Genomic DNA, 19,502 nt, shown 5'->3' with positions numbered 1-19,502 from the left:
CATATGACAGGGGATTGGTTTGTAGGTATTGATCTTGGCGGTACGACAATTAAGCTTGCGTTCATTAATCTATATGGTGAAATTCAGCATAAGTGGGAGATTCCTACGGATAAATCCGGGCAGACGATTACAGTCGATATTGCCAAATCAATTGACCATAAACTGGTTGAGATCAGTATGCCGAAATCAGCACTTATTGGGATCGGAATGGGTGCACCTGGACCAGTAGATAAAGTATCTGGCATCGTCTATAAAACAACGAATCTGGGCTGGACAAACTACCCCTTGAAAGATCACCTAGAGGCAGAGACGGGACTTCCATCTGTCATTGAAAATGATGCGAATATTGCTGCACTCGGTGAAATGTGGAAGGGTGCAGGCGATGGCGCAAAAAATATCCTGATGGTCACACTTGGAACAGGGGTTGGCGGCGGCATCATCGTCAACGGTGAAGTTGTTCAAGGGGAGACAGGTGCTGGCGGAGAAATTGGCCATATTTGTGCCGTTCCATTTCAAGGAGCACCGTGTAACTGCGGAAGAACAGGCTGTATTGAAACGATCGCATCTGCAACTGGCATCGTCCGGATTGCAAAGGATAAATTAGAAACCGAGCAGCATACATCTTCACTTGGCAAGCTCGCTTCGCTATCGGCAAAGAATGTATTTGAAGCGGCAGAAAACGGAGATGATCTTGCAATGCGTGTCGTAGAAGAAGTGACGACACATCTTGGACTTGTCCTAGCGAATCTTGCTAGTGCTTTAAACCCAACAAAAATTGTAATTGGCGGCGGTGTTTCAAAAGCAGGTGAGCTTCTTCGCAGTAAAGTAGAGCGCATTGTGAAACAACATGCTTTCCCGCCTTGCGCTGACGATGTTGAAGTGGTAATTGCATCACTCGGAAACGATGCGGGTGTTATCGGCGGTGCATGGATGGCAAAAACCAAATGGCTGTCTTGAACAAAAAAGTCATAATGATGTCATTTTTATTAAAAAAAGCGATAGATAGGCATGAAATTGGATGTTTAGCATATTCATAAGTTTGTCATGAGGAAAAAGACATTGATTTTCCATCATATACAGGATAAGATATACTTTAGTTATTTTTCTAGAAGCACCAATAATTAGGGTATATCTAGAGCCTGGGTGCGCGCTTAGCATAAGGAGGTTACAATGCGAAAGAATAGATTAAAGGCGATTTCATTTTTACTGATTGCGACATTGCTGATGTGGGTCAAAACCTATGTTATCTATAAATCTAGCTTCAATATTAAAATTGAAAATTTCATGCAGGAGTTTATCCTGTTTATTAATCCGCTTAGCTTTCTCTTGTTTATCTTCGGTATCGGTTTATTTTTCAAAGAAAAAAATCGCAATCGATATATCATCGTGACAAGCTTTATCCTAACATTCGTTTTGTTAGCCAACATTGTGTTTTATCGATTCTATAGTGATTTTCTAACCATCCCCGTCCTATTTCAAACAAACAATATGGGTGACCTCGGGTCCAGTATTACCTCTTTAATTGAACCAGTCGATTTACTGATGTTTGTTGATATCATCATTTTAATTTGGCTCTATAAAAAACAGCCTTCCTTTAGAACAGATGTCACCGTTTCACGAAAAGAACGAGCAGCATATTACTTATTTGTGGTAGCTACATTTTTCTTTAACCTTGGTTTAGCTGAAACAGAAAGACCAGAACTGCTTACTCGCTCATTTGACCGTGAGATGCTGGTGAAAAATATCAGCTTATATAACTTCCATATTTATGATGGGGTATTGCAATCGAAGCAGTCCGCCCAACGAGCTCTTGCTGACAGCAATAGCTTAACTGAAATTGAAAACTATGTAAGCGCAAATCAAACGGACCGTAATGAAAAGACATTTGGTCAGGCAAAAGGACGAAATGTCATTCTTATATCACTTGAATCGACACAGAGTTTCGTGATCAATGAAAAATTAAACGGGAAAGAAATTACTCCGTTTTTAAACAAATTGATCAAGAAGAGCTATAACTTTACTAATTTTTATCACCAAACAGGTCAAGGGAAAACATCTGATTCAGAGTTTATTGTAGATAATTCTCTTTATCCACTTGGAAGAGGGGCTGTGTTCTTCACAAATCCAAGTAATGAGTTTACAGCGACACCTGAGCTGTTAAAGGATGAGGGCTACCACTCTTCTGTTATTCATGCGAATAACAAAAGCTTCTGGAACCGTGACCTTATCTACGATAGCTTTGGCTACGATAAGTTCTTTGATATTAAATCATTTGATGTGAATGAAGAAAACTCAGTTGGCTGGGGACTGAAAGATGGTCCGTTCTTTGAGCAGTCCGCTGAATTAATGAAATCGATCCCGCAGCCTTTCTATACGAGATTGATTACATTAACGAACCATTTCCCTTTTGATTTAGATGAGGAAGATAAGCTCATTGATGAATATGATTCAAAGAGCAAAACACTGAACAAGTACTTCCCTACAGTGCGTTATCAAGATGAAGCCCTTAAGCTTTTCTTTAAAAAGATGAAGGAAGCTGGGTTATACGATAACTCCATTTTTGTTTTGTATGGGGATCACTACGGAATTTCTGAAAACCATAACGAAGCCATGGGACAATTCTTAAATAAAGAGATTACGCCATTTGAAGAAGTGCAGCTTCAAAAAGTCCCGTTTGTTGTACACATTCCAGGGGTAACGGATCAACATCCAAAAGAAATTGATACGGTAGGCGGTCAGGTCGATATCCGTCCAACTGTACTCAATCTTCTAGGGATTGATACAAGTAAACAAATTCAATTTGGTCATGACCTTTTATCAAAAGATACGAATGACTTTACAGTACTCCGTGATGGAAGCTTTATTACGAAGGACAGCATTTTTACAGATGGTGTTTGCTACAATAAAGAGACAGGCGAGCCAGCAGATGATAAAAATGTGTGTCAGTCTTATGAAGAGAAAGCGAAGCAGGAGCTTCAATTCTCTGATCAAATCATCTACGGAGATCTCCTTAGATTTTATGATCGAAACAGCCCGGACCATTCACCATCCAAAAAAGAAGGTGAAACGGAGCTGAAAAAGGCGTCCTAATAGATGAAAAAACCTCTGCTATTTTAGAAGCAGAGGTTTTCTTTTTTTGTCTGACGGCTCATATAGTATGAGAGGAGGGATGTAAATGAAGACAACGTCGTTTGGAAAAATTGAATGGCAGCTGGATGAAGCAGGGAGGGATGCTGTGGCAAAGCAGCTTGGTATTGGCAAAGCTGCTTTTCATTTATCTAATCAATCAAGCACTGATAACCTTCTTTTACCGGGATATAGACTTCCAGAAGGAGTCCATGTATTTGATTCGATAGGTGATGTGCAGAGATTTATTGCACCTTACAGACTGCAGCAATCCGATGATTGGATTAATGGAACATTTGAATATGATAGCGCTCGATTAGAAGAAGAGCTGAGCCGCTTGAAAGCCGTATTTCCTTTTCTTCATATCAGCGTCATTGGCCATTCAGTGCTTGATACACCTATTTATGAGATCCGAACAGAGCCTGTTCAGCATTTACATTCTATTCATCTCAATGCCTCATTTCATGCAAATGAATGGATCACGACGTCTGTTTTATTAAAATGGTTGAAATCGCTTTGCTTAGCAGCGTCAGATCCGGTACAGGCAAGACATTATGAAGCGGTTCATATCCTGCAGACCACCGCTTTATCCATCGTGCCAATGGTCAATCCAGATGGAGTGGATTTGGTTCGTAATGGACCGGAGTCACTAGGTCTTCATCGTGAAGAATTCACACTGCTAAACAAGGGATATTCCGATTACCGGGAATGGAAAGCAAATATTCGAGGGGTGGATTTAAACAATCAATTCCCTGCTTATTGGGAGATCGAGTACTATCGTCATCAGTCGAAGGCACCGTCCTACCGGGATTATCCTGGGCGCGAGCCATTAACAGAACCAGAAGCGAAAGCGATGGCCAATCTTGCGTTGCGAAAACGATTTGACCGGCTGATCGCCCTTCATACACAAGGAGAAGAGATCTATTGGGGGTTTCTTGGCCATGAGCCAGCCCTCTCAAAAGAAACGGTCAAACGATTCGAACTAGTGAGCGGTTACAAACCGATCCAATATCTCGACAGCTATGCAGGCTATCGCGATTGGTTTATTTATCAATTTCATAGTGAGGGCTATACAGTCGAGCTTGGTCTAGGGAAAAATCCTCTTTCCATGGATCAATTTGATTCGATCTATGAAAAAACAAAGCGGCTTTTGTGGGAAGCGTGTAAGTGTTAAAAGCACCTGTCTGGTGCTTTTTCATATTTTGAGAAAATCAATTGCTTATGGTCAATAAAAACAATGTTGAAGCAATTGACGAAGGCTTCCTAGTAAGCTATTGTGAAAGATATGGATGTAAAAAAAAGGGATATGATTTAGGGAGATGTCGACTATTGAGTGCTCAAAGCCTGTGGAAAAGAAATTTTACTTATTTATTTGTTTCTAAAATGTGCAAAATTACGGCTGATAGTTTATCTTTCAACACCATCTTGTGGCTTTTAGTACTAGGAGGGAAAGGGGCCATAGGGACAGCTTTTTTTATTGCAGTCAGCTTTGTTCCTCAAGCGATTGTTGGACCATTTATTACGCCTATGATGAAGCCGCATCAATTGAAATTTTGGATGTGTTTTGCTGATTTAACACGAGGAGCGATTATCCTTGTGATCGTGGTTAGTTACTTTTATGGTTTCACACCATTAGTCCTCATCATTGGCTGTATGCTGCTGCATTCGGCGACAGGAGGCTCTTATGAACCGGCATCTGTATCGATTATCCCAAAGCTTGTTCATGAGGACCTCATACAAAAAGCGAATGCAACGATCCAATCAGCAAGTCATGTAGTAAGACTTGTGACGGTCACGATTTGTGGTGTCATGATTGCATTTGTAGGCGTAGGTTATACAATGCTTGTGATCATTCCTCTTTACCTTTTGTCCGCTTTATTGGTGTTCATGATTTCATATCAAACAGAAGTCATCATCGATAAAGCCAAAAAAGGGTTATCTTACGGCAAAAGATTAATTCGAGGTTTTTCACTTGTTAGAAGCCATCATATTTTGTTTCCATTAGCGATTTTTTGTGTCTGCTCAAACTTTGCTGCGGCACCATGGGAAGCATTGTCTGTTATTTATTTAACGGAAGACTTACATAGTGGACCGGTCGTCTATTCATTCATCAAAGTCACAACCGCACTAGGCGCATTTTTGATGGGGTTTGTTTTGACAAAGATAAAAGTGAATCGGTATGGATTGCTGTTTATAGGTGCTGGGATTGTTGATGGAATCGCCTTCTTTATCACAGGTATGAACGCATTGTTACCACTTGTGTTTATATCAGCTTTTGCTTTAGGAGCAGCCATTAGTGCAGTTAACGTACCCGAACATACGATGATTCAATTGTCAGTGAAGGCAGAGGATCAGCCGCAAGTGTATGCGATCATTAACATGATTTCCTACTTGATGATTCCGTTAGGCGCCCTCATTGGCGGTTATATGGCAACCCTGTTTGGATCTGGGTATGTCATTGCGGCTGGCGGCATCATTGAAGCTGTTTCAGGTATATGCCTGCTTCTGTTTACAAAGATCGGGAAGGTAGAGAGAGCGGAGTTGACAATAGAACGAGACAAACCTGCCGTAAACGCAACGTAAGCATGGCATGATTGAATGAGGATAGGTTACAATGAGGACGAGAAAACATGAGAATTTAATGGAAAGGGGAAAAATTATGGCTATAGCAGACGTCACCATCATTCCGATAGGCACTGAAACACCAAGTGTCAGTGCTTACGTAGCAGATGTACAAAGAATTTTAGAAGGCTTTCAACAAGAAGGAAAAATCAAATATCAATTAACACCGATGAATACGTTAATTGAAGGCGAATTATCCGTTTTATTTGAGGTCATTCAGCGTATTCATGAAGCCCCTTTTGAAAAGGGATTGCACCGAGTAGCGACCAATATTCGCATCGATGACAGACGGGATCAAACCACAACACTTACAAGCAAATTAGAAAGCGTGAATAAGCATTTAAATCAATAAAAAAAGCCTGCTAAATGCAGGCTTTTTAATGTGCAGTTGGATAACCGCTATAGATGATGGTCATGACAGTGAACCATCCAAAAACCAAAAATGTAGCGCCTGCAAAAGCGATGGCAAGTACGTTCACTTTTTTTAGTGAGCGATAGATGCCGAGCGCAGCTAAAATCGTGACTAGACCAAAAATAATGACGAGCATCATGTGAAAGTCCCCCTTTGTCATCAATCCCCTTGATTTCCTTTCTTTTCATTTTAACCGTTTTCATAAAGCTTGTCGAGTAGATTCCAGTTGACGATTGTTTGAATTTTTATTGAATAGCCTTCATAATAAAAAAGAATGAATAAAGTAGGTGATGAAAATGAATTGGAGAAGAATGCCACTAGGCTATGTACAAGCGAACGCATATATTTGGAAAAATGAGCAGGGAGAATGCTTAATTTTTGATCCAGGCGGTGAAGCGCAAAAGCTGATTTCCTATGTAAAAGAAAAACAGCTTACACCACTTGCTGTCTTATTGACACATGCTCATTTTGATCATATTGGCGCGGCAGATGAGGTGCGCGAAGAGTGGGGAGTGCCGCTGTATGTACACGAAAATGAAAAAGAATGGCTCACGAACGCTGAATTAAACGGTTCAGCTCGATTGATTGGGAATGGAATTACGGTCAAAGAAGCTGAAAAATTGATTACGTCAGAAGGAACGCTTCAAATTGGGTCGTTTACATTAGAAATGTTCCATACACCTGGCCATTCACCAGGCAGTGTGTCTTACTATTCGTCGGAAGAGGGCTTTGTTATTTCTGGTGACACGCTATTTGAAGGCGGCATCGGGAGAACAGATTTAGTAGGCGGCAGTCAGGAAGTGCTGCTACAATCAATCCATCAAAAATTATTGTCATTGCCAGAATCAACTCTTGTTTTAAGCGGACATGGCGGGGAAACGACTGTGCTGACGGAGCAGGAGCAAAATCCGTTTATTAATGGTTTTTCTCTTTAATTGCAGGCATGAAAAAAGCATCTCTTTAAAAGAGATGCTTTTTTCAATTAATGTCCGGTACCGGGAACCATGATGAAAATCGAATAATATGTAAATCCGGCAAAGAAAATCGTCAAGTACGCTCCGAAAATGTAAATATACATTCTTTCGGATAAATTCAAGTAGGATAAAAATACAAAAAGAACGGTTTGACCGAAGAACAGCAGCGATGCATCTTTCATATGTCCTAAATAGAACATGACAGCAAAAATACCCGTCCAAAAGCCAAGCACGCGGAACATGCGATTCATTTCTTTCCCTCCCCTTAAAAACCCCTTTGATTCATATTATAGCTGATCATCACTTGTTATGTAAACATTTACATTTTTGACATCATGTGAACAATTTATTTTGAATGTAGAAAAAATTTTTTTGAAAAAATGATGAAAAAGTGTTTATGCTGAAAAGCATGAGGGTACTTACTCCATAAGAGAAAAGGTTAACGACCTAAGGAGGAAGACTAATGAGTGACATTACTTTTTATTCATACCCGAGCTGCACGTCTTGCCGCAAAACAAAACATTGGTTAAAGGCGAATCAAATTGATTTTAAAGAGCGTCACCTTTTCAGAGAAACGCCAACACTAGATGAATTAAAAAAGATTCTTTCTTTAACAACAGAAGGAATGGATGAAATTTTAGCCACACGAAGTCAGGCTTTTAAAAGCTTAAATTTAAATATTAATGACTTAAAGGTAAACGAGGTCTTACAGCTTCTCATTGAAAAACCAAAGCTGCTCCGGAGACCAATCATCATTGATGGGAATAAATTAGTGGTCGGCTATAATCCAGGAGAACTCATGAAAATATCAAAGAAGAAAGCGATTCATCAATCGGTTTCCTAATAAAAAACGAAGATCAGCTGAAACAAGCTTCAGCCGTCTTCGTTTTTGTGCTGAACTGGGCTAGCTGGGTTCGAACCAACGATCACGGAGTCAAAGTCCATTGCCTTACCACTTGGCTATAGCCCAATATCAAACGTGTAATGTTATTGTTCACCATCTGCGGTCATTTATACATAAAAGTTGTATGTCACGAGTTTTAGTGAAAAAGGAGCGAAAGAAATAAATGAAAAATGAAAAATCAAAGCAATTATACGAATTTATCCTAAAAGAAGCCCCTGTCATGACCGAAGAATGGCTAAAAACAAGAACAGAAGAAGGCTCATTATATTCTAAACATGCTTCAGAGGAAACGGAAAAGAAGCTGAAGGAACAGAACACAGCGTTTATTCAAACCATTGCAGCCACGCTTGTGACACTGTCTGACAAAGTAGAAAACCATTTGAAAAAGTGGTCTGTTGATATTGCACGTGATCGAGCAGTGCACGAGGTGCCGTTATATGAAATCATTGGACAGTTTAAGATTTTCCGCCACATTTTCTGTTCGAGAATTGAGACATTCACCCAAGAAACAGAGCTTGAAGTGACGCTGCAAGATGTATGTCAGTGGAATCAGCACTTTCACGCCACATTTGATGACATGATTGAGCGTTTATCAGAAGAATATGACCGCGTGACACTTAGTCAGCTGAATGCACAAAGAGAGATGATTCAAGAACTAAGTGCCCCAGTTATTCCAGTATCAAAAGAAATCGGGATTTTGCCACTGATTGGTGAGATCGATACGTACCGGGCCAAAATCATTCTGGAATCCGTACTAGAACAGGCTTCTAGACTGCGTCTAACGCATTTATTTATTGATATTTCTGGTGTTCCCGTTGTTGATACGATGGTGGCCTATCAGCTGTTTAAAGTGGTCGATAGTGCGAAGCTGCTAGGAATTGAGACGATTATTTCAGGCATCCGCCCAGAGATCGCTCAAACTGTAGTGAAACTCGGCATTGATTTCTCAAAAGTAAATACTGAACACAGCCTTGCAAAAGCGTTAGAAAAAAGAGGATTTCGTATCTTTGAAGAGCAGCCGCAAGAAGCCACATCATGACCAAAAAACCTGTACTTGTAAAAGTCAGGTTTTTTTATATGCTCTTTTCTAAAAAATGATGTAATGCATCGTGAGTTGAGGGTTTTCATCATTTATTAGTCATGAAAATCATAAATTGCTCTTTTGTCATTCACGTTCCGCCATTCTACAATGTGATCAGAGAAAGGAGTGATCCACTTGTATGGGATTGAATATTTAAGACAAGAGCTGCTAGAAGAAGCATGCCGCATGAGGGCTTCTGATGTGCATATTGTGCCAAAAGAAAAGGAAGCTTCGGTGTCATTTCGTGTTGATTCAGATTTAATCCAGCAGCGAACGATTGATAAAAAAAGCGGAGAGCGGCTTATTGCACATTTTAAGTTTTTATCTTCTATGGATATCGGGGAAAAAAGGAGGCCGCAAAATGGCTCACTAGCTGTGATGCTAAGAAACGGTCAAGTGTTTATTCGGATGTCTACCTTGCCGACAGTGAATGATGAGAGTTTAGTGATTAGAATTTTACCGCAGGATCATGTTCCGAAAATTAAACATCTATCATTATTTCCGAAAGCCTCAGCCAGATTATTATCCTTTTTAAACCACTCGCATGGACTCATTTTATTTACTGGGCCAACCAATTCGGGGAAAACAACAACCCTCTATTCACTGATCCAGTTTGCAAAAAAGAATTTCAACCGAAATATTATTACACTTGAAGATCCTGTCGAAACAAGGAATGAAGAAGTGCTGCAGGTTCAAGTAAATGAAAAAGCCGGCATCACATATGCCGCAGGATTACGCGCTATTTTAAGACATGATCCAGATGTGATTGTGCTAGGAGAAATAAGAGATGCTGAAACGGCCAGAACGGCGATTAGAGCAGCGCTGACAGGCCATTTAGTATTGAGTACGCTCCATGCAAAAAATGCAAAAGGAGCCCTTTATCGTATGCTTGAATTTGGTGTCACGATGAATGAACTTGAGCAAACGATGGTTGCGATTGCTGCGCAGCGATTAATCGAGCTCACCTGTCCTTTTTGCGGAGAAAGATGTCAGCTTTACTGTAAATTAAATCGACCGATCAGACGAACAAATGTATTTGAACTGCTGTTCGGAAAAGAGCTTGGTGAGTGTATCAAGGAGGCTAAAGGAGAATATGCTCACTCGTCATATGAAACACTGCAAAGATTAATTCGTAAAGGAGTGGCACTCGGCTATTTATCAAAAAACACTTACCATCGCTGGGTTTATGAAGAAGCGAGTCTCTAAAGTATGGTCTAAAAAGAACCAAGCTGAATGCCTATCAAAACTAGCTCAATTGATTCAGGCTGGATATACATTGATTGAGGCATTAGTGATGGTGAATATCCAGTTATCAAAACAACAGCGGCAGCAATTAAAACTAGGTATTCAGTGGCTTCACGAAGGCGAGCCTTTTTATGTAGTGCTGGAGAGACTCCATTTTCAGCGGGAAGTCATCGCTATACTATGTTTTTCTGAGAAGCATGGCAGTCTAGCCCGTGCTTTAGAACAAAGCGCCCGTTTTTTAGAGAAAAAAATCAAACAGTTAGACACGTTTAAACGTATGTTACGTTACCCGCTTTTCCTCATCTTCACGGTTTTGGTCGTGTTGGTACTCGTTCAGCAAATGATCATTCCTCAATTTTCTGTTTTGTACTCATCAATGGATACCCGCATGTCTTGGCTGATTCAAGGGATGTTTGGACTATTTCAATTCCTTCATGCTTTTCTTCTCATCACTAGTTGTCTGTGTATCTGTCTTATTGGATATTATGCTGTTTTTTTTAGGAAAAAGTCGACCCTTGAGAAATTGAGGGTGATGAGTAAGCTGCCTTTTTTATATAAAGGGATGCAGCTGATGCATACGTACCTTTTTTCTCTTCAGCTCAGCGGACTGCTTCAAGCTGGATTATCGATGTACGAAGGTTTGCAAGCTTTTAAACAGCAAAGCTACCTGCCTTTTCTTCAAGAAATAGGTGAACAAATGATGGAAGAGTTAAGAAAAGGAGAAAGCATGGCCCATCAAGTAAGCGTGTCTCCTTTTTTCGAAAAACATTTTGCAGCCATTATCAAGCATGGTGAAGCCAGCGGAATGCTTGCGAGAGAAATGTACACGTACAGCCAATTTCTATTAGAGAATGCAGAGCTAAAAATTGAAAAATGGATTTCTTGGCTGCAGCCAGTTATTTATGGGGTAACAGCACTTCTTATACTCATCGTGTATTTATCTATTCTTTTACCAATGTATCAACTAATGGAGCAAGTGTAAGAAGGAGGACAGAGACATGAATGATAAAGGATTTACCCTGTTAGAAATGTTAATAGTCATGCTCGTAATATCCATTCTTTTACTCATTACCATACCGAATATCACACGTCATCACCAAGCTATTCAGGCAAAGGGCTGTGAAGGGCTTAAATCAATGGTCAGCACACAAGTGATGGCATATGAATTGGAGCATGATGGGAAGACGCCATCTTTAGCTGAATTAGAAAAAGAAGGTTATGTCAAAAAGGGGTTAACTTGTCCTAATGGAAAAGCGATTGTCATTCAAAACGGCAACGTGAAGCATGAATAAATTATTTTTACATGAGAAGGGTTTTACCCTGATTGAACAGCTGTTGATTTTACTTGTTTTATCGATTGTATTGTCGATCATGGGAGGGAAAATCCCAAATATAATAGAGAGCGCTGAAGCCAAAAGACAAGTAAACATCATGAAACAAGATCTTCAATTGGCATCATATACTGCATTTATCAAAAAAACACGTGTACATGTTGGGATCCATCCGCCGCATGTATCTTATCAGGTAATAGACCAAAAGAGTAACGAAGTCATTGCTTCATATCAACATAAAAAGGGCAGCATCAAAACTTCTACATTCTCGCAAGGTATCTATTTTAATGCAAACGGACATCCAAGTAGCGGTGGATCTTTCATTGTCGAATTTGGCAGTCAAACGTATAAACTGACGATTTATTTAGGAAGCGGGCGAATCCATGTTCAAAAACAATAGAGGATTTAGTACGTTTGAAACACTGTTTGCCTGTCATCTCTTTCTATTTGCTGCCCTAGTGCTCATGCCAGCCTATGAAAAACTCATGATGGGGAAAAAGGAAGTGAGAGCCAAGCTTGAAGCTTATCAGGTTTTACATGAACAGATGAATGAAGCGTTCATAAATGGGACAACATCTTCCATCAAAAAGAAGAGAGGCGAGATCACATATGTTTTCAATTGGCGTAAACAGAAGGGATGTGTTTCATACAAAGTACAAAAAAAAGAGACCATATGCTTTCAGCATGTGGAGCGATGACAAAGCTTTTACCCTTTTACAAGCTTTGTGGCAGTTGCAGCTCTTTCTATTTCTTTCTTTTGGCTGTGGACTGATCTTTTCAGCAGCGGAGAAAGCTCGTCCATTTGAAGACATCAACGGATTTTCCCAAATGGAGTGGAAACAGACTGTTCTGCAATTAGATGAGGAATTAAGTCGTGCCGATGCTGTGAAATCAGTGAAAGATGGAAAAGCGTTAGAGTATATTTCTGATCAAGGGCGAGTGGTAACAATTGAGCCATATCAAGAGATGCTTCGAAAACGAACGGATCAAGCTGGGCATCTTCCTTTATTGCATAAGGTGAAACAATTTCACGTGAGAACGAGTCAGCATAGAGCGATTCTAAAAGTCACAGATGGATCTGGTAAAGTGTATGAAGCCGTTTTTTTCACATATAAAGGAGTGGTTCGTAAATCGTGAAAAGAGAGGAAGGGTTTATCTATCCGCATGTACTTGCGGCGATTTTATTTTTTCTCTTGATCCTAGGGGCGATAACGATGGGGTTTCAAAAAGAACTGAAAAGTGCAGAGCTGACGATTTCCTTTTATAAAAAACAGCAGCTTTTTAGGGTGGGTGTGAGTGAAGCTGCCAGCACAGTAGAACGTATTTGTGCGAAACAGAAAACCCATATTGATACTGAAGAAGGCCGTGTGACACTGAAGCGGATGAAATGCGATCTTAAGAAAAAACTTGTCCTTGTTTTGGTGAAGGTGAAAACAAAAGATGGTTTATCCGATGAGCGTGAACTGATGCTGGATTGGAAGACCGGTGAAATCATGAGATGGGCAAATCCTGATTAGCCAGTGTATAAAATCATCCTCTTCCTGGAAAGACTTGAAGGAAGAAGAGGTGAATGTGCTTGAAAACAAATGACTATGTAAAATATATGACGCAGGAAATCATTAAATATATGAATACACCACGTGACGAACGGAAGGAACACAAACAAGAAAAAATAGAAACGAAACCGCCGTTTTCACAGCGTTTATTTGGGGTTCTGCCGTTTGGCTTATCCATGATGCTTAAAGAACGCCAGCGCCATCGACGAAAGTAAAAAGCCGCCCAGCAGGCGGTTTTTTTATGCCACTTTAGCTGTATTCCTCCACAACAATCACTTTATTCACCTTGTTTGAGTAAGGGTTATAGGAAATGGTGACGAATACCCCAAATTCCTTTGTGTGGTCTTTTAACGTAATATGATACTGTTTCACAGATTCCTTATCCCGGTGGCGGTCCCATACTTTTTGTTTAAATAATACTTGCGTTAGCGGGTATCTTTTTTTTGCTTCTTTGACTGCCCGCGTTTCCCATTGATCTGCGGAGGCAGTCAAACCTCTCGCATCAACGGGTTTGACCTCTAGAATCATAGAACTCAGCAGTAAACTGAGCATGATTATGATTTTTCCATATTTCACTTAACATCACCTCACCTCTTCATATCCTGACCAAATCCTACATTTTTATGTAAGTTTTAAGAAGTACAAATGTCACACAAAAAAATATTGAATATGGTGAAAAAATGAGAAAATGGGAGAATTTTCTCGTAATGGTTCTTCTTTAAGAACAAAATGGACTAATTTGACGTTTTGGGTTTTATAGGTATTTCCTTATATTGTATATAATCGTTCTTTTTAAAGAACAGTTGTTCAAGGAGTTGAAGGAATGAATGAAACAGTCGCTCTTTGTACTCTTTTGTGCCATTTGTTTGATTTTGACGTCTTCCATCATGACACCAACGAATGCTTCTTTTAACGATGTTGAGCACAAAAACTTTGTCATGAAAACATGTGAAAATTTTGAACAGACAGATCAGCATTGTCAGCCTAAAAAATGGGATGAAAGTCAATTGGAGCTTATCGATCAAACGATGATCGAAGGAACAGTCTGCGCACCTCAAAAGCTGAGCATGACACTAAAAAATAGTGGACAGCCTATTGCGTACTCTGAATGGAAGTGGGAATTACATAAAATAGGAAATGGTCAGAAGCCATTACAAGATGGTCATATTCTTGAAAAGGGCTCCATAAAGTCCCTGTTGTCGCAAGAAACAGCGACTGTCACGACAGATAAAGCAAAAACAAATGGAAGCTATGCATTTAAAATCTATTATCCTAAAGGGTTTGGCGCATCTGATCAGGCGTACTTTTGGTCTAAACCGATGGTGCTCTCAAAGTGTCAAGAAAAGGCGTCCTAAATGGAGCTGTCTTTTAAAGTGAAAAAATGATAGGCGAAGGGGAGAAGGGGTTATGAAAAAATGGATGAAAATGTCTGGGAGTATTCTTTATGTGATGGTGTTCACGGTGATGATAGCCTCTATTATTGTCGTGTTGTCATCAAGAACAACAGGAGGAGAACCTCAGATTTTCGGTTATCAATTGAAGCAAGTATTATCAGGTTCGATGGAACCAGAATTTTCAGCTGGGTCACTGATTGTTGTAAAACAGGTCGCCTCACCTGAGACGCTCAAAAAAGGAGATATTATTACGTTTCAAACAAAGCAGGATCAGTCCTTTGTGACCCACCGAATTGTTGGGGTGAAGGGAAAGGGTGCAAATAAAGCGTTTGAGACGAAGGGTGACAATAATATGTATCAGGACGGTACGCTGGTAAAAGCGGATCAGGTAACTGCGCAGTATATGGGAGTGAACATTCCTTATGCAGGAAAGCTTCTTTCGTATGCAGGGACATCAGCTGGAACTGCTTTGCTCCTTATTATACCAGGTGTCATGCTGCTCGTTTATTCAACCATTCATTTTGTGGGCGCAGCAAAACATCGTAGACACACGGCTGATGTACATATCTCAGAGGAACAAGCTTAAATCGTTTGTAACCTAATCAGGTTTCAATAAAACAATATATTAGGGGGTTTATTCATGGCAATGAAGAAATCAATTCGTTTAGGTGTATTATCAGGGGCTTTAGGTCTTGCATTAATTGGCGGGGGAACATGGGCGGCGTTTAATGATATTGAAAAGGCAAACGCGGTCTACTCGACAGGAGAGCTGGATTTATCTGCTAAAGAGAACTCCGGCGCCATCAACCTTTCGAACTTAAAACCTGGTGATCGGATCAAGAAAGAATTTCATTTTGATAATAAGGGATCACTAGCGATAAACCAAGTGCTGATGAGTCTTGATTACAGCCAGTTTACAGATGGATCTTCCGCGAAGAATGGCAGTAAAAATACAGCTGAAGAATTTCTCAGCCAGTTTCAGGTGAGTGTTCTTACGGTTGGAGCCGAAGGTGGAAATGGTTATCCGAAAAATATTATTTTAGACCATGCAAACCTGCTTGACTTGCATCAATTAACGTCAAAACAGGATCAGACCGCATTTGAAAAGCTTCGTCATGCCGTCGATGAGAAGTTTTTACATGAAAGTGGGAAAATTAATGTAGCAACTGTTGATGGAACAGTGGCTCCAGAGTATGACGGCATTCCAAAGAATCCGTTTGATTACGATAAAATGGAAATGATCATTGAATTTATCAATGACCAGACGAAGGATAAAGCTGGTCACTATATCCAAAATAAATACCAAGGCGATGCGATTCAAATTGATCTTTCCTTCGAAGCGACTCAGTGGAATGGTTTAACGATCAATCCAAAAAAGCATACGGATGAAAAAGGCTACGTGAAAGAAAACGAAAAAGCACACAGCGAAGATAAAAAATAAAGCCAGTCTTTAGGCTGATATCAAGGTCTGCATAGCAATTGGAGGAGTATGCGCTAAAACGTGCGCTTTACTCCTCTTCTTGCTTTTTTCTCCAGATTTGATAATCTAAAAATTCACGAAATTGCTTTTTCGAAACCCCTGATGTCATTGCATCTCGAACTAGTTTTTCCCATTCACTATCTAATTGACCATCGTATTCGGTTTCATCTTTTTCGTTTAAAAGTGTATGAACCGAGACGTCCAGAACAGCGGAGACTTTTTCAAGAAATTGAATGGAGGGGTTTGTTTGCAAGTTTCTTTCTATTGAGCTTAAATAAGACTTCGCTACCCCAGCCTTTTCGGCCAGTTCTGATAGTGAGTAGCCTTTTTCATTGCGGTATTGTTTAATACGCTGGCCAATCAATGTCATCACCTTCCTTTCGATATTATAGCACATTCAGAAAGGTTTGATAGAATGACTTCTTACCAGAGGGGGAGACTCAGAGGACTTTTCATTTGATTTGAGGAAATGACGGACTTCTTCAGCTGTTAGTCCTGCCTTGCGAGCTTCGCGTAATAATTGAACCCATTCACTGTCTAATTTGTTCGTTTTCTTTTCCATACAAATACCCTCCTAAAATACTGAATCATGTATTTCAGGCACTTAACGCATGAAATGGAAAGACATAGGTGGTAAGACCTCATAGTTTGCTTGCGTCATGTTTCCGCCCAATACAAACAGACAAACTTAGCTTTAGACTGATCGAAAATCGTATGTCACATAAAAGGGAGGGGACCATGAGTCAACCTCCTCTTTTTTGCTGTAAGTAAAAAAGTCCGCCATTTTCAATCGTAAGACTGATTTTTGGTTCGTATAAAGTTTTGAGTGCTTGTCTTTCTATTTCATATTCTACAGATGTGTCTGAAGTCCCTTCATAAAATTGGTTTAAAAGTTCGAAGTCTTCCTTCCATTTTTGAACGGCGCGCACTGCCCAGTCGTCCGGCTCCTCATGGGCATAATGCTCCATAAGGCTGTAGAGCCGTTTGATTCCGCTCTCTGGCTTAATCATTGTGCTCATCGTAAAGCAATAATCGGGAATTTGAGACGACAGCTCACGAGCTTCCAGCTTCTCTTGAAATTGTTCAATGACTTCTCCGCGAATGAGATGAAGGCCTAATGATAAAAGCTTATCCTTCTTCCGGTCTGCAAGGTAAGAAATTTTTACATTGAGACCAAGCCATGGCTCCAGGGCGATCTGGTTGTTCGTGAGCGGGCTGACTCGTTCATAAAGCCGGATAAAACGGCCCTGCTCTTTGACCGCCTCAAATATTTGAAATAACCGGGGGGAGCCGAAATGGATAAATTCACCACTGATCGTATCACCCGCTTTTTTTTGATCTGTGATCAAAGTCAATTGCCGCGGTTCAGGTACACCGCCAGTTTTTTCAAGCCAGTGCCAATAAAAAGGACGGTTCATAATCAATTTATCCATTTCAATTGTCAGCTGTACGGTCATATGTCCTGCACTTTCTTCTAATATGCTGCATTGATTCGCCTTGAAAAAACGGAGAAGAAAGGTGTGAATGTCATGCTGCTCCATTGATCAACTCTCCTTTATGAGCCTTGCTGTCTTTTTTCTAAAAGTGGTGTTTGTGCTTCAGTTAAATAAGAAGCAAACTGGGTTAATTTCTTTTTCATGTCTCCGCCTGGTTCATGCTGGAAGAGGATTTGATGCAATTCTGTTTCGACATCTTTAATATCAATTCTTGTTAAAATATCATCTAAATCGCCTATGACGTTTTCAAACAGCTGAATTTTTTCATATAAAAGCTTTAAAATATGCTCTTCAACTGTTCCGCTCGTTGCCATATTGTAAATGTGGACATCTCGCTCTTGGCCAAGGCGGTGGATACGTCCAATTCTCTGTTCTAAACGCATCGGGTTCCACGGGAGGTCGTAGTTAATGATTTGGTTACAAAACTGAAGGTTGATCCCTTCGCCGCCAGCTTCTGTCGCAATTAACACTTGCGCCCGTTCTCTGAATAAATCTTTCATCCAATCTTTTTTGCCCCGCTTAAAGCCGCCCCGAAATGGCACGGAGCTGATGCCATTTTGCTGTAGAAACCATTGTAAATAAATTTGTGTCGCGCGGTATTCGGTGAAAATAATGACCTTCTCATTTAACTGCTGAATGAGTTTGACCACTTCAAGCGCCTTTGAGTTTTGCTCCACTTGATTGATTTTCTCCATGATTTGCGTTATAGCAGAAGATCCGAGAATATGCTTTTCTTCTTCCTGCATTTTTTTAATCGTCATATAAACTGCTTCACGGCTTGAACAGCATTCTCGTTCCAAGGTCATAATGGAAAACATATGCTTTGTATAAGAAGGATTCTCTTTCAGCTTGCAGATTTCATCATACAATGCTTGTTCTGTCGGAGAGAAATCAATGGAAATCGTTTTGACATGCCGTTTTGTCCACTCGATGCCTGTGTCTTGTCTTCGGTTTCGAATCATCACTTTATTGACGAGCTGTTTTAATCGGTCATGGTCTTCAAGCTGCAAGTCTTTTTTGGCAAAGATATCTTTAAATTGATGTTCATTTCCTAGGTGGCCTGGCTTCAGAAGGGAAACAAGATTAAATATTTCTCCAATCCGGTTTTGAATAGGAGTGGCTGTCAGCAGCAGGCAGAACTTCTTATTCAGGTTTCTCACAAATTCATAGTTTTTCGTTTTATTGTTTTTCAGTTTGTGTGCTTCATCGATAATGACCATATCGTAGGCAATCGATAAAATCGTGTCTCGATGCGGCTGTCTTTTGGCTGTGTCAATAGAGGAAACGACAACGTCACACTGCTCCCATACATAGCTCTTTTTTTGTTCAACAGCATCAATATAAAATTTCGTCCGCAGCTCCTGTACCCACTGAGACACAAGGGAGGCGGGGACGAGAATGAGAATCTTTTTGGCAAGTCCACGAATCATGTATTCTTTGATAATGAGTCCTGCTTCTACGGTTTTTCCAAGTCCCACTTCATCTGCTAGAATGGCTTTCCCATTCATTTCTTCTACGACTCTTCTGGCTACTTCGAGCTGGTGCTTTAAAGGTGTGAATGCAGGCAGGTGCGCGGGAGCTTGCAGTCCCTCAAATGAATCAATGGCTGTGACTTTTTGAACCTGCGTCGCTAAACGATACATATCCCAGTTTGCCCAAGGGCCGTCTGCTGAAAGCCGCTGCTGAAATTCATTTGCCCATTCCTGATCAAAAATCGTTTGAATATTCAATGTGGTCGCCTGCCTTTCTTTCTAGTAGGATCTGATAAAATTGTTCTGTTTTTAAACGCTTCATTTTTTTGGAGGTCTCTAAAAGACTAGATATATGAATAAAAGCGAACGATATCGAAGGGTTATTTTAAAAATGTTAATGATTTTTCTG

At 40.3% G+C, this 19,502-nt stretch carries 26 protein-coding genes and 1 tRNA gene; 19 read left to right on the top strand and 8 right to left on the bottom strand.

The window, feature by feature from the left end:
- Positions 1-3 precede the first annotated feature (3 nt).
- The 5 genes from MHI08_RS11390 (at position 4) to MHI08_RS11370 (ending at position 6,100) form a co-directional block, all read left to right on the top strand.
- On the top strand, positions 4-957 hold the full coding sequence (locus tag MHI08_RS11390; RefSeq protein ID WP_025092968.1) for an ROK family glucokinase: 954 nt from the start codon (positions 4-6) through the stop codon (positions 955-957).
- Between the two features lie 213 nt (positions 958-1,170).
- Positions 1,171-3,090, top strand: a complete 1,920-nt coding sequence (locus MHI08_RS11385) for an LTA synthase family protein (RefSeq protein WP_056767345.1) — start codon at positions 1,171-1,173, stop codon at positions 3,088-3,090.
- 85 nt (positions 3,091-3,175) lie between these two features.
- Positions 3,176-4,300, top strand: a complete 1,125-nt coding sequence (locus tag MHI08_RS11380; RefSeq protein WP_056767341.1) for a M14 family metallocarboxypeptidase — start codon at positions 3,176-3,178, stop codon at positions 4,298-4,300.
- Positions 4,301-4,455: 155 nt separating this feature from the next.
- The gene (locus MHI08_RS11375; protein WP_056767338.1) at positions 4,456-5,709 is read left to right on the top strand and encodes an MFS transporter; all 1,254 of its coding nucleotides are present in this window, start codon (positions 4,456-4,458) and stop codon (positions 5,707-5,709) included.
- Positions 5,710-5,785: 76 nt separating this feature from the next.
- On the top strand, positions 5,786-6,100 hold the full coding sequence (locus MHI08_RS11370; RefSeq protein WP_024427984.1) for an MTH1187 family thiamine-binding protein: 315 nt from the start codon (positions 5,786-5,788) through the stop codon (positions 6,098-6,100).
- Positions 6,101-6,125: 25 nt separating this feature from the next.
- Here the strand turns inward: MHI08_RS11370 and MHI08_RS11365 are convergent, their stop codons facing one another.
- Entirely contained in the window at positions 6,126-6,299 is a 174-nt protein-coding gene (locus tag MHI08_RS11365; RefSeq protein WP_003217333.1) for a DUF2759 domain-containing protein, read from the bottom strand.
- 157 nt (positions 6,300-6,456) lie between these two features.
- On the opposite strand from MHI08_RS11365, the gene MHI08_RS11360 reads away from it, so the two are divergent.
- Positions 6,457-7,095, top strand: a complete 639-nt coding sequence (locus MHI08_RS11360; protein WP_056767335.1) for an MBL fold metallo-hydrolase — start codon at positions 6,457-6,459, stop codon at positions 7,093-7,095.
- A gap of 47 nt (positions 7,096-7,142) precedes the next feature.
- Here the strand turns inward: MHI08_RS11360 and MHI08_RS11355 are convergent, their stop codons facing one another.
- Positions 7,143-7,385 (bottom strand): DUF2626 domain-containing protein, encoded by a 243-nt coding sequence (locus MHI08_RS11355; RefSeq protein WP_003217440.1) that lies wholly within the window; start codon positions 7,383-7,385, stop codon positions 7,143-7,145.
- A 212-nt stretch (positions 7,386-7,597) separates the two neighbouring features.
- Between MHI08_RS11355 and MHI08_RS11350 the strand changes: the two genes are divergently transcribed.
- Positions 7,598-7,978: a Spx/MgsR family RNA polymerase-binding regulatory protein gene (locus tag MHI08_RS11350; protein ID WP_007501232.1), complete on the top strand. Its 381-nt coding sequence runs from the start codon at positions 7,598-7,600 to the stop codon at positions 7,976-7,978.
- A 55-nt stretch (positions 7,979-8,033) separates the two neighbouring features.
- Here the strand turns inward: MHI08_RS11350 and MHI08_RS11345 are convergent.
- Positions 8,034-8,104: transfer RNA gene (locus MHI08_RS11345), tRNA-Gln, on the bottom strand.
- 97 nt (positions 8,105-8,201) lie between these two features.
- Between MHI08_RS11345 and MHI08_RS11340 the strand changes: the two genes are divergently transcribed.
- The 9 genes from MHI08_RS11340 to MHI08_RS11300 all read left to right on the top strand — a co-directional run bounded on the left by MHI08_RS11340 (position 8,202) and on the right by MHI08_RS11300 (position 13,466).
- The gene (locus MHI08_RS11340) at positions 8,202-9,077 is read left to right on the top strand and encodes an STAS domain-containing protein (RefSeq protein WP_024422979.1); all 876 of its coding nucleotides are present in this window, start codon (positions 8,202-8,204) and stop codon (positions 9,075-9,077) included.
- Between the two features lie 177 nt (positions 9,078-9,254).
- Positions 9,255-10,325, top strand: coding sequence for a competence type IV pilus ATPase ComGA (comGA, locus tag MHI08_RS11335; protein WP_041117979.1), 1,071 nt, complete (start codon positions 9,255-9,257; stop codon positions 10,323-10,325).
- Entirely contained in the window at positions 10,306-11,346 is a 1,041-nt protein-coding gene (comGB, locus tag MHI08_RS11330) for a competence type IV pilus assembly protein ComGB (RefSeq protein WP_024422978.1), read from the top strand. Before comGA ends, comGB begins: the two co-directional genes overlap by 20 nt.
- Before the next feature lie 16 nt (positions 11,347-11,362).
- Positions 11,363-11,656 carry a competence type IV pilus major pilin ComGC gene (comGC, locus tag MHI08_RS11325; RefSeq protein WP_024422977.1) on the top strand — a complete coding sequence of 98 codons (294 nt, stop codon included), beginning with the start codon at positions 11,363-11,365 and terminating at the stop codon, positions 11,654-11,656.
- The gene (gene comGD, locus MHI08_RS11320; protein WP_342499627.1) at positions 11,649-12,095 is read left to right on the top strand and encodes a competence type IV pilus minor pilin ComGD; all 447 of its coding nucleotides are present in this window, start codon (positions 11,649-11,651) and stop codon (positions 12,093-12,095) included. The genes comGC and comGD overlap by 8 nt, the downstream gene beginning before the upstream one ends.
- Positions 12,079-12,393 (top strand): competence type IV pilus minor pilin ComGE, encoded by a 315-nt coding sequence (gene comGE / locus MHI08_RS11315; RefSeq protein ID WP_087978326.1) that lies wholly within the window; start codon positions 12,079-12,081, stop codon positions 12,391-12,393. Before comGD ends, comGE begins: the two co-directional genes overlap by 17 nt.
- On the top strand, positions 12,305-12,832 hold the full coding sequence (gene comGF / locus MHI08_RS11310; RefSeq protein WP_311164128.1) for a competence type IV pilus minor pilin ComGF: 528 nt from the start codon (positions 12,305-12,307) through the stop codon (positions 12,830-12,832). Before comGE ends, comGF begins: the two co-directional genes overlap by 89 nt.
- On the top strand, positions 12,829-13,212 hold the full coding sequence (comGG, locus tag MHI08_RS11305) for a competence type IV pilus minor pilin ComGG (protein WP_103131951.1): 384 nt from the start codon (positions 12,829-12,831) through the stop codon (positions 13,210-13,212). Before comGF ends, comGG begins: the two co-directional genes overlap by 4 nt.
- A gap of 59 nt (positions 13,213-13,271) precedes the next feature.
- Positions 13,272-13,466 (top strand): YqzE family protein, encoded by a 195-nt coding sequence (locus MHI08_RS11300; RefSeq protein WP_056767455.1) that lies wholly within the window; start codon positions 13,272-13,274, stop codon positions 13,464-13,466.
- A 34-nt stretch (positions 13,467-13,500) separates the two neighbouring features.
- Here MHI08_RS11300 and MHI08_RS11295 read toward each other — a convergent pair whose 3' ends face one another.
- A complete protein-coding gene (locus MHI08_RS11295; protein ID WP_268415647.1) occupies positions 13,501-13,779 on the bottom strand; it encodes a DUF3889 domain-containing protein in 279 nt (92 codons plus the stop codon).
- Between the two features lie 299 nt (positions 13,780-14,078).
- Between MHI08_RS11295 and tapA the strand changes: the two genes are divergently transcribed.
- The 3 genes from tapA to MHI08_RS11280 are packed head-to-tail and all read left to right on the top strand — an operon-like array spanning position 14,079 to position 16,086.
- Complete coding sequence (tapA, locus tag MHI08_RS11290; RefSeq protein WP_234107214.1) at positions 14,079-14,606, top strand: amyloid fiber anchoring/assembly protein TapA; 528 nt, start codon at positions 14,079-14,081, stop codon at positions 14,604-14,606.
- Positions 14,607-14,658: 52 nt separating this feature from the next.
- On the top strand, positions 14,659-15,231 hold the full coding sequence (locus MHI08_RS11285) for a signal peptidase I (protein WP_024422971.1): 573 nt from the start codon (positions 14,659-14,661) through the stop codon (positions 15,229-15,231).
- A 54-nt stretch (positions 15,232-15,285) separates the two neighbouring features.
- Complete coding sequence (locus tag MHI08_RS11280) at positions 15,286-16,086, top strand: TasA family protein (RefSeq protein WP_098677431.1); 801 nt, start codon at positions 15,286-15,288, stop codon at positions 16,084-16,086.
- 67 nt (positions 16,087-16,153) lie between these two features.
- Here MHI08_RS11280 and sinR read toward each other — a convergent pair whose 3' ends face one another.
- From sinR to MHI08_RS11260, 4 genes are all read right to left on the bottom strand, one after another.
- Complete coding sequence (gene sinR / locus MHI08_RS11275) at positions 16,154-16,489, bottom strand: transcriptional regulator SinR (protein WP_024422969.1); 336 nt, start codon at positions 16,487-16,489, stop codon at positions 16,154-16,156.
- A 33-nt stretch (positions 16,490-16,522) separates the two neighbouring features.
- Positions 16,523-16,687: an anti-repressor SinI family protein gene (locus MHI08_RS11270; RefSeq protein ID WP_317221938.1), complete on the bottom strand. Its 165-nt coding sequence runs from the start codon at positions 16,685-16,687 to the stop codon at positions 16,523-16,525.
- 181 nt (positions 16,688-16,868) lie between these two features.
- Complete coding sequence (locus tag MHI08_RS11265; protein WP_024427993.1) at positions 16,869-17,666, bottom strand: YqhG family protein; 798 nt, start codon at positions 17,664-17,666, stop codon at positions 16,869-16,871.
- A gap of 14 nt (positions 17,667-17,680) precedes the next feature.
- A complete protein-coding gene (locus MHI08_RS11260; protein WP_024427994.1) occupies positions 17,681-19,351 on the bottom strand; it encodes an SNF2-related protein in 1,671 nt (556 codons plus the stop codon).
- Positions 19,352-19,502: the final 151 nt, after the last annotated feature.

It is taken from the genome of Bacillus sp. FSL M7-0791, from assembly GCF_038627085.1.
Taxonomy (GTDB): Bacteria; Bacillota; Bacilli; order Bacillales; family Bacillaceae; genus Bacillus; species Bacillus safensis.
Note: the sequence above shows the minus strand (reverse complement) of the source record. Positions and strands in the feature narration are given on the sequence as shown.

Excerpts from the sequence above, each read along its gene's own strand:
- MHI08_RS11390 (WP_025092968.1), top strand. The coding sequence starts at position 4 with ATGACAGGGGATTGGTTTGTAGGTATTGATCTTGGCGGTACGACAATT.
- MHI08_RS11385 (WP_056767345.1), top strand. The coding sequence starts at position 1,171 with ATGCGAAAGAATAGATTAAAGGCGATTTCATTTTTACTGATTGCGACA.
- MHI08_RS11380 (WP_056767341.1), top strand. The coding sequence starts at position 3,176 with ATGAAGACAACGTCGTTTGGAAAAATTGAATGGCAGCTGGATGAAGCA.
- MHI08_RS11370 (WP_024427984.1), top strand. The coding sequence starts at position 5,786 with ATGGCTATAGCAGACGTCACCATCATTCCGATAGGCACTGAAACACCA.
- MHI08_RS11365 (WP_003217333.1), bottom strand. The coding sequence starts at position 6,299 with ATGATGCTCGTCATTATTTTTGGTCTAGTCACGATTTTAGCTGCGCTC.
- MHI08_RS11360 (WP_056767335.1), top strand. The coding sequence starts at position 6,457 with ATGAATTGGAGAAGAATGCCACTAGGCTATGTACAAGCGAACGCATAT.
- MHI08_RS11355 (WP_003217440.1), bottom strand. The coding sequence starts at position 7,385 with ATGAATCGCATGTTCCGCGTGCTTGGCTTTTGGACGGGTATTTTTGCT.
- MHI08_RS11350 (WP_007501232.1), top strand. The coding sequence starts at position 7,598 with ATGAGTGACATTACTTTTTATTCATACCCGAGCTGCACGTCTTGCCGC.
- MHI08_RS11340 (WP_024422979.1), top strand. The coding sequence starts at position 8,202 with ATGAAAAATGAAAAATCAAAGCAATTATACGAATTTATCCTAAAAGAA.
- comGB (WP_024422978.1), top strand. The coding sequence starts at position 10,306 with ATGAAGAAGCGAGTCTCTAAAGTATGGTCTAAAAAGAACCAAGCTGAA.
- comGC (WP_024422977.1), top strand. The coding sequence starts at position 11,363 with ATGAATGATAAAGGATTTACCCTGTTAGAAATGTTAATAGTCATGCTC.
- comGD (WP_342499627.1), top strand. The coding sequence starts at position 11,649 with ATGAATAAATTATTTTTACATGAGAAGGGTTTTACCCTGATTGAACAG.
- comGE (WP_087978326.1), top strand. The coding sequence starts at position 12,079 with ATGTTCAAAAACAATAGAGGATTTAGTACGTTTGAAACACTGTTTGCC.
- comGF (WP_311164128.1), top strand. The coding sequence starts at position 12,305 with ATGTTTTCAATTGGCGTAAACAGAAGGGATGTGTTTCATACAAAGTAC.
- MHI08_RS11295 (WP_268415647.1), bottom strand. The coding sequence starts at position 13,779 with ATGATTCTAGAGGTCAAACCCGTTGATGCGAGAGGTTTGACTGCCTCC.
- tapA (WP_234107214.1), top strand. The coding sequence starts at position 14,079 with ATGAAACAGTCGCTCTTTGTACTCTTTTGTGCCATTTGTTTGATTTTG.
- MHI08_RS11285 (WP_024422971.1), top strand. The coding sequence starts at position 14,659 with ATGAAAAAATGGATGAAAATGTCTGGGAGTATTCTTTATGTGATGGTG.
- MHI08_RS11280 (WP_098677431.1), top strand. The coding sequence starts at position 15,286 with ATGGCAATGAAGAAATCAATTCGTTTAGGTGTATTATCAGGGGCTTTA.
- MHI08_RS11270 (WP_317221938.1), bottom strand. The coding sequence starts at position 16,687 with ATGGAAAAGAAAACGAACAAATTAGACAGTGAATGGGTTCAATTATTA.
- MHI08_RS11265 (WP_024427993.1), bottom strand. The coding sequence starts at position 17,666 with ATGGAGCAGCATGACATTCACACCTTTCTTCTCCGTTTTTTCAAGGCG.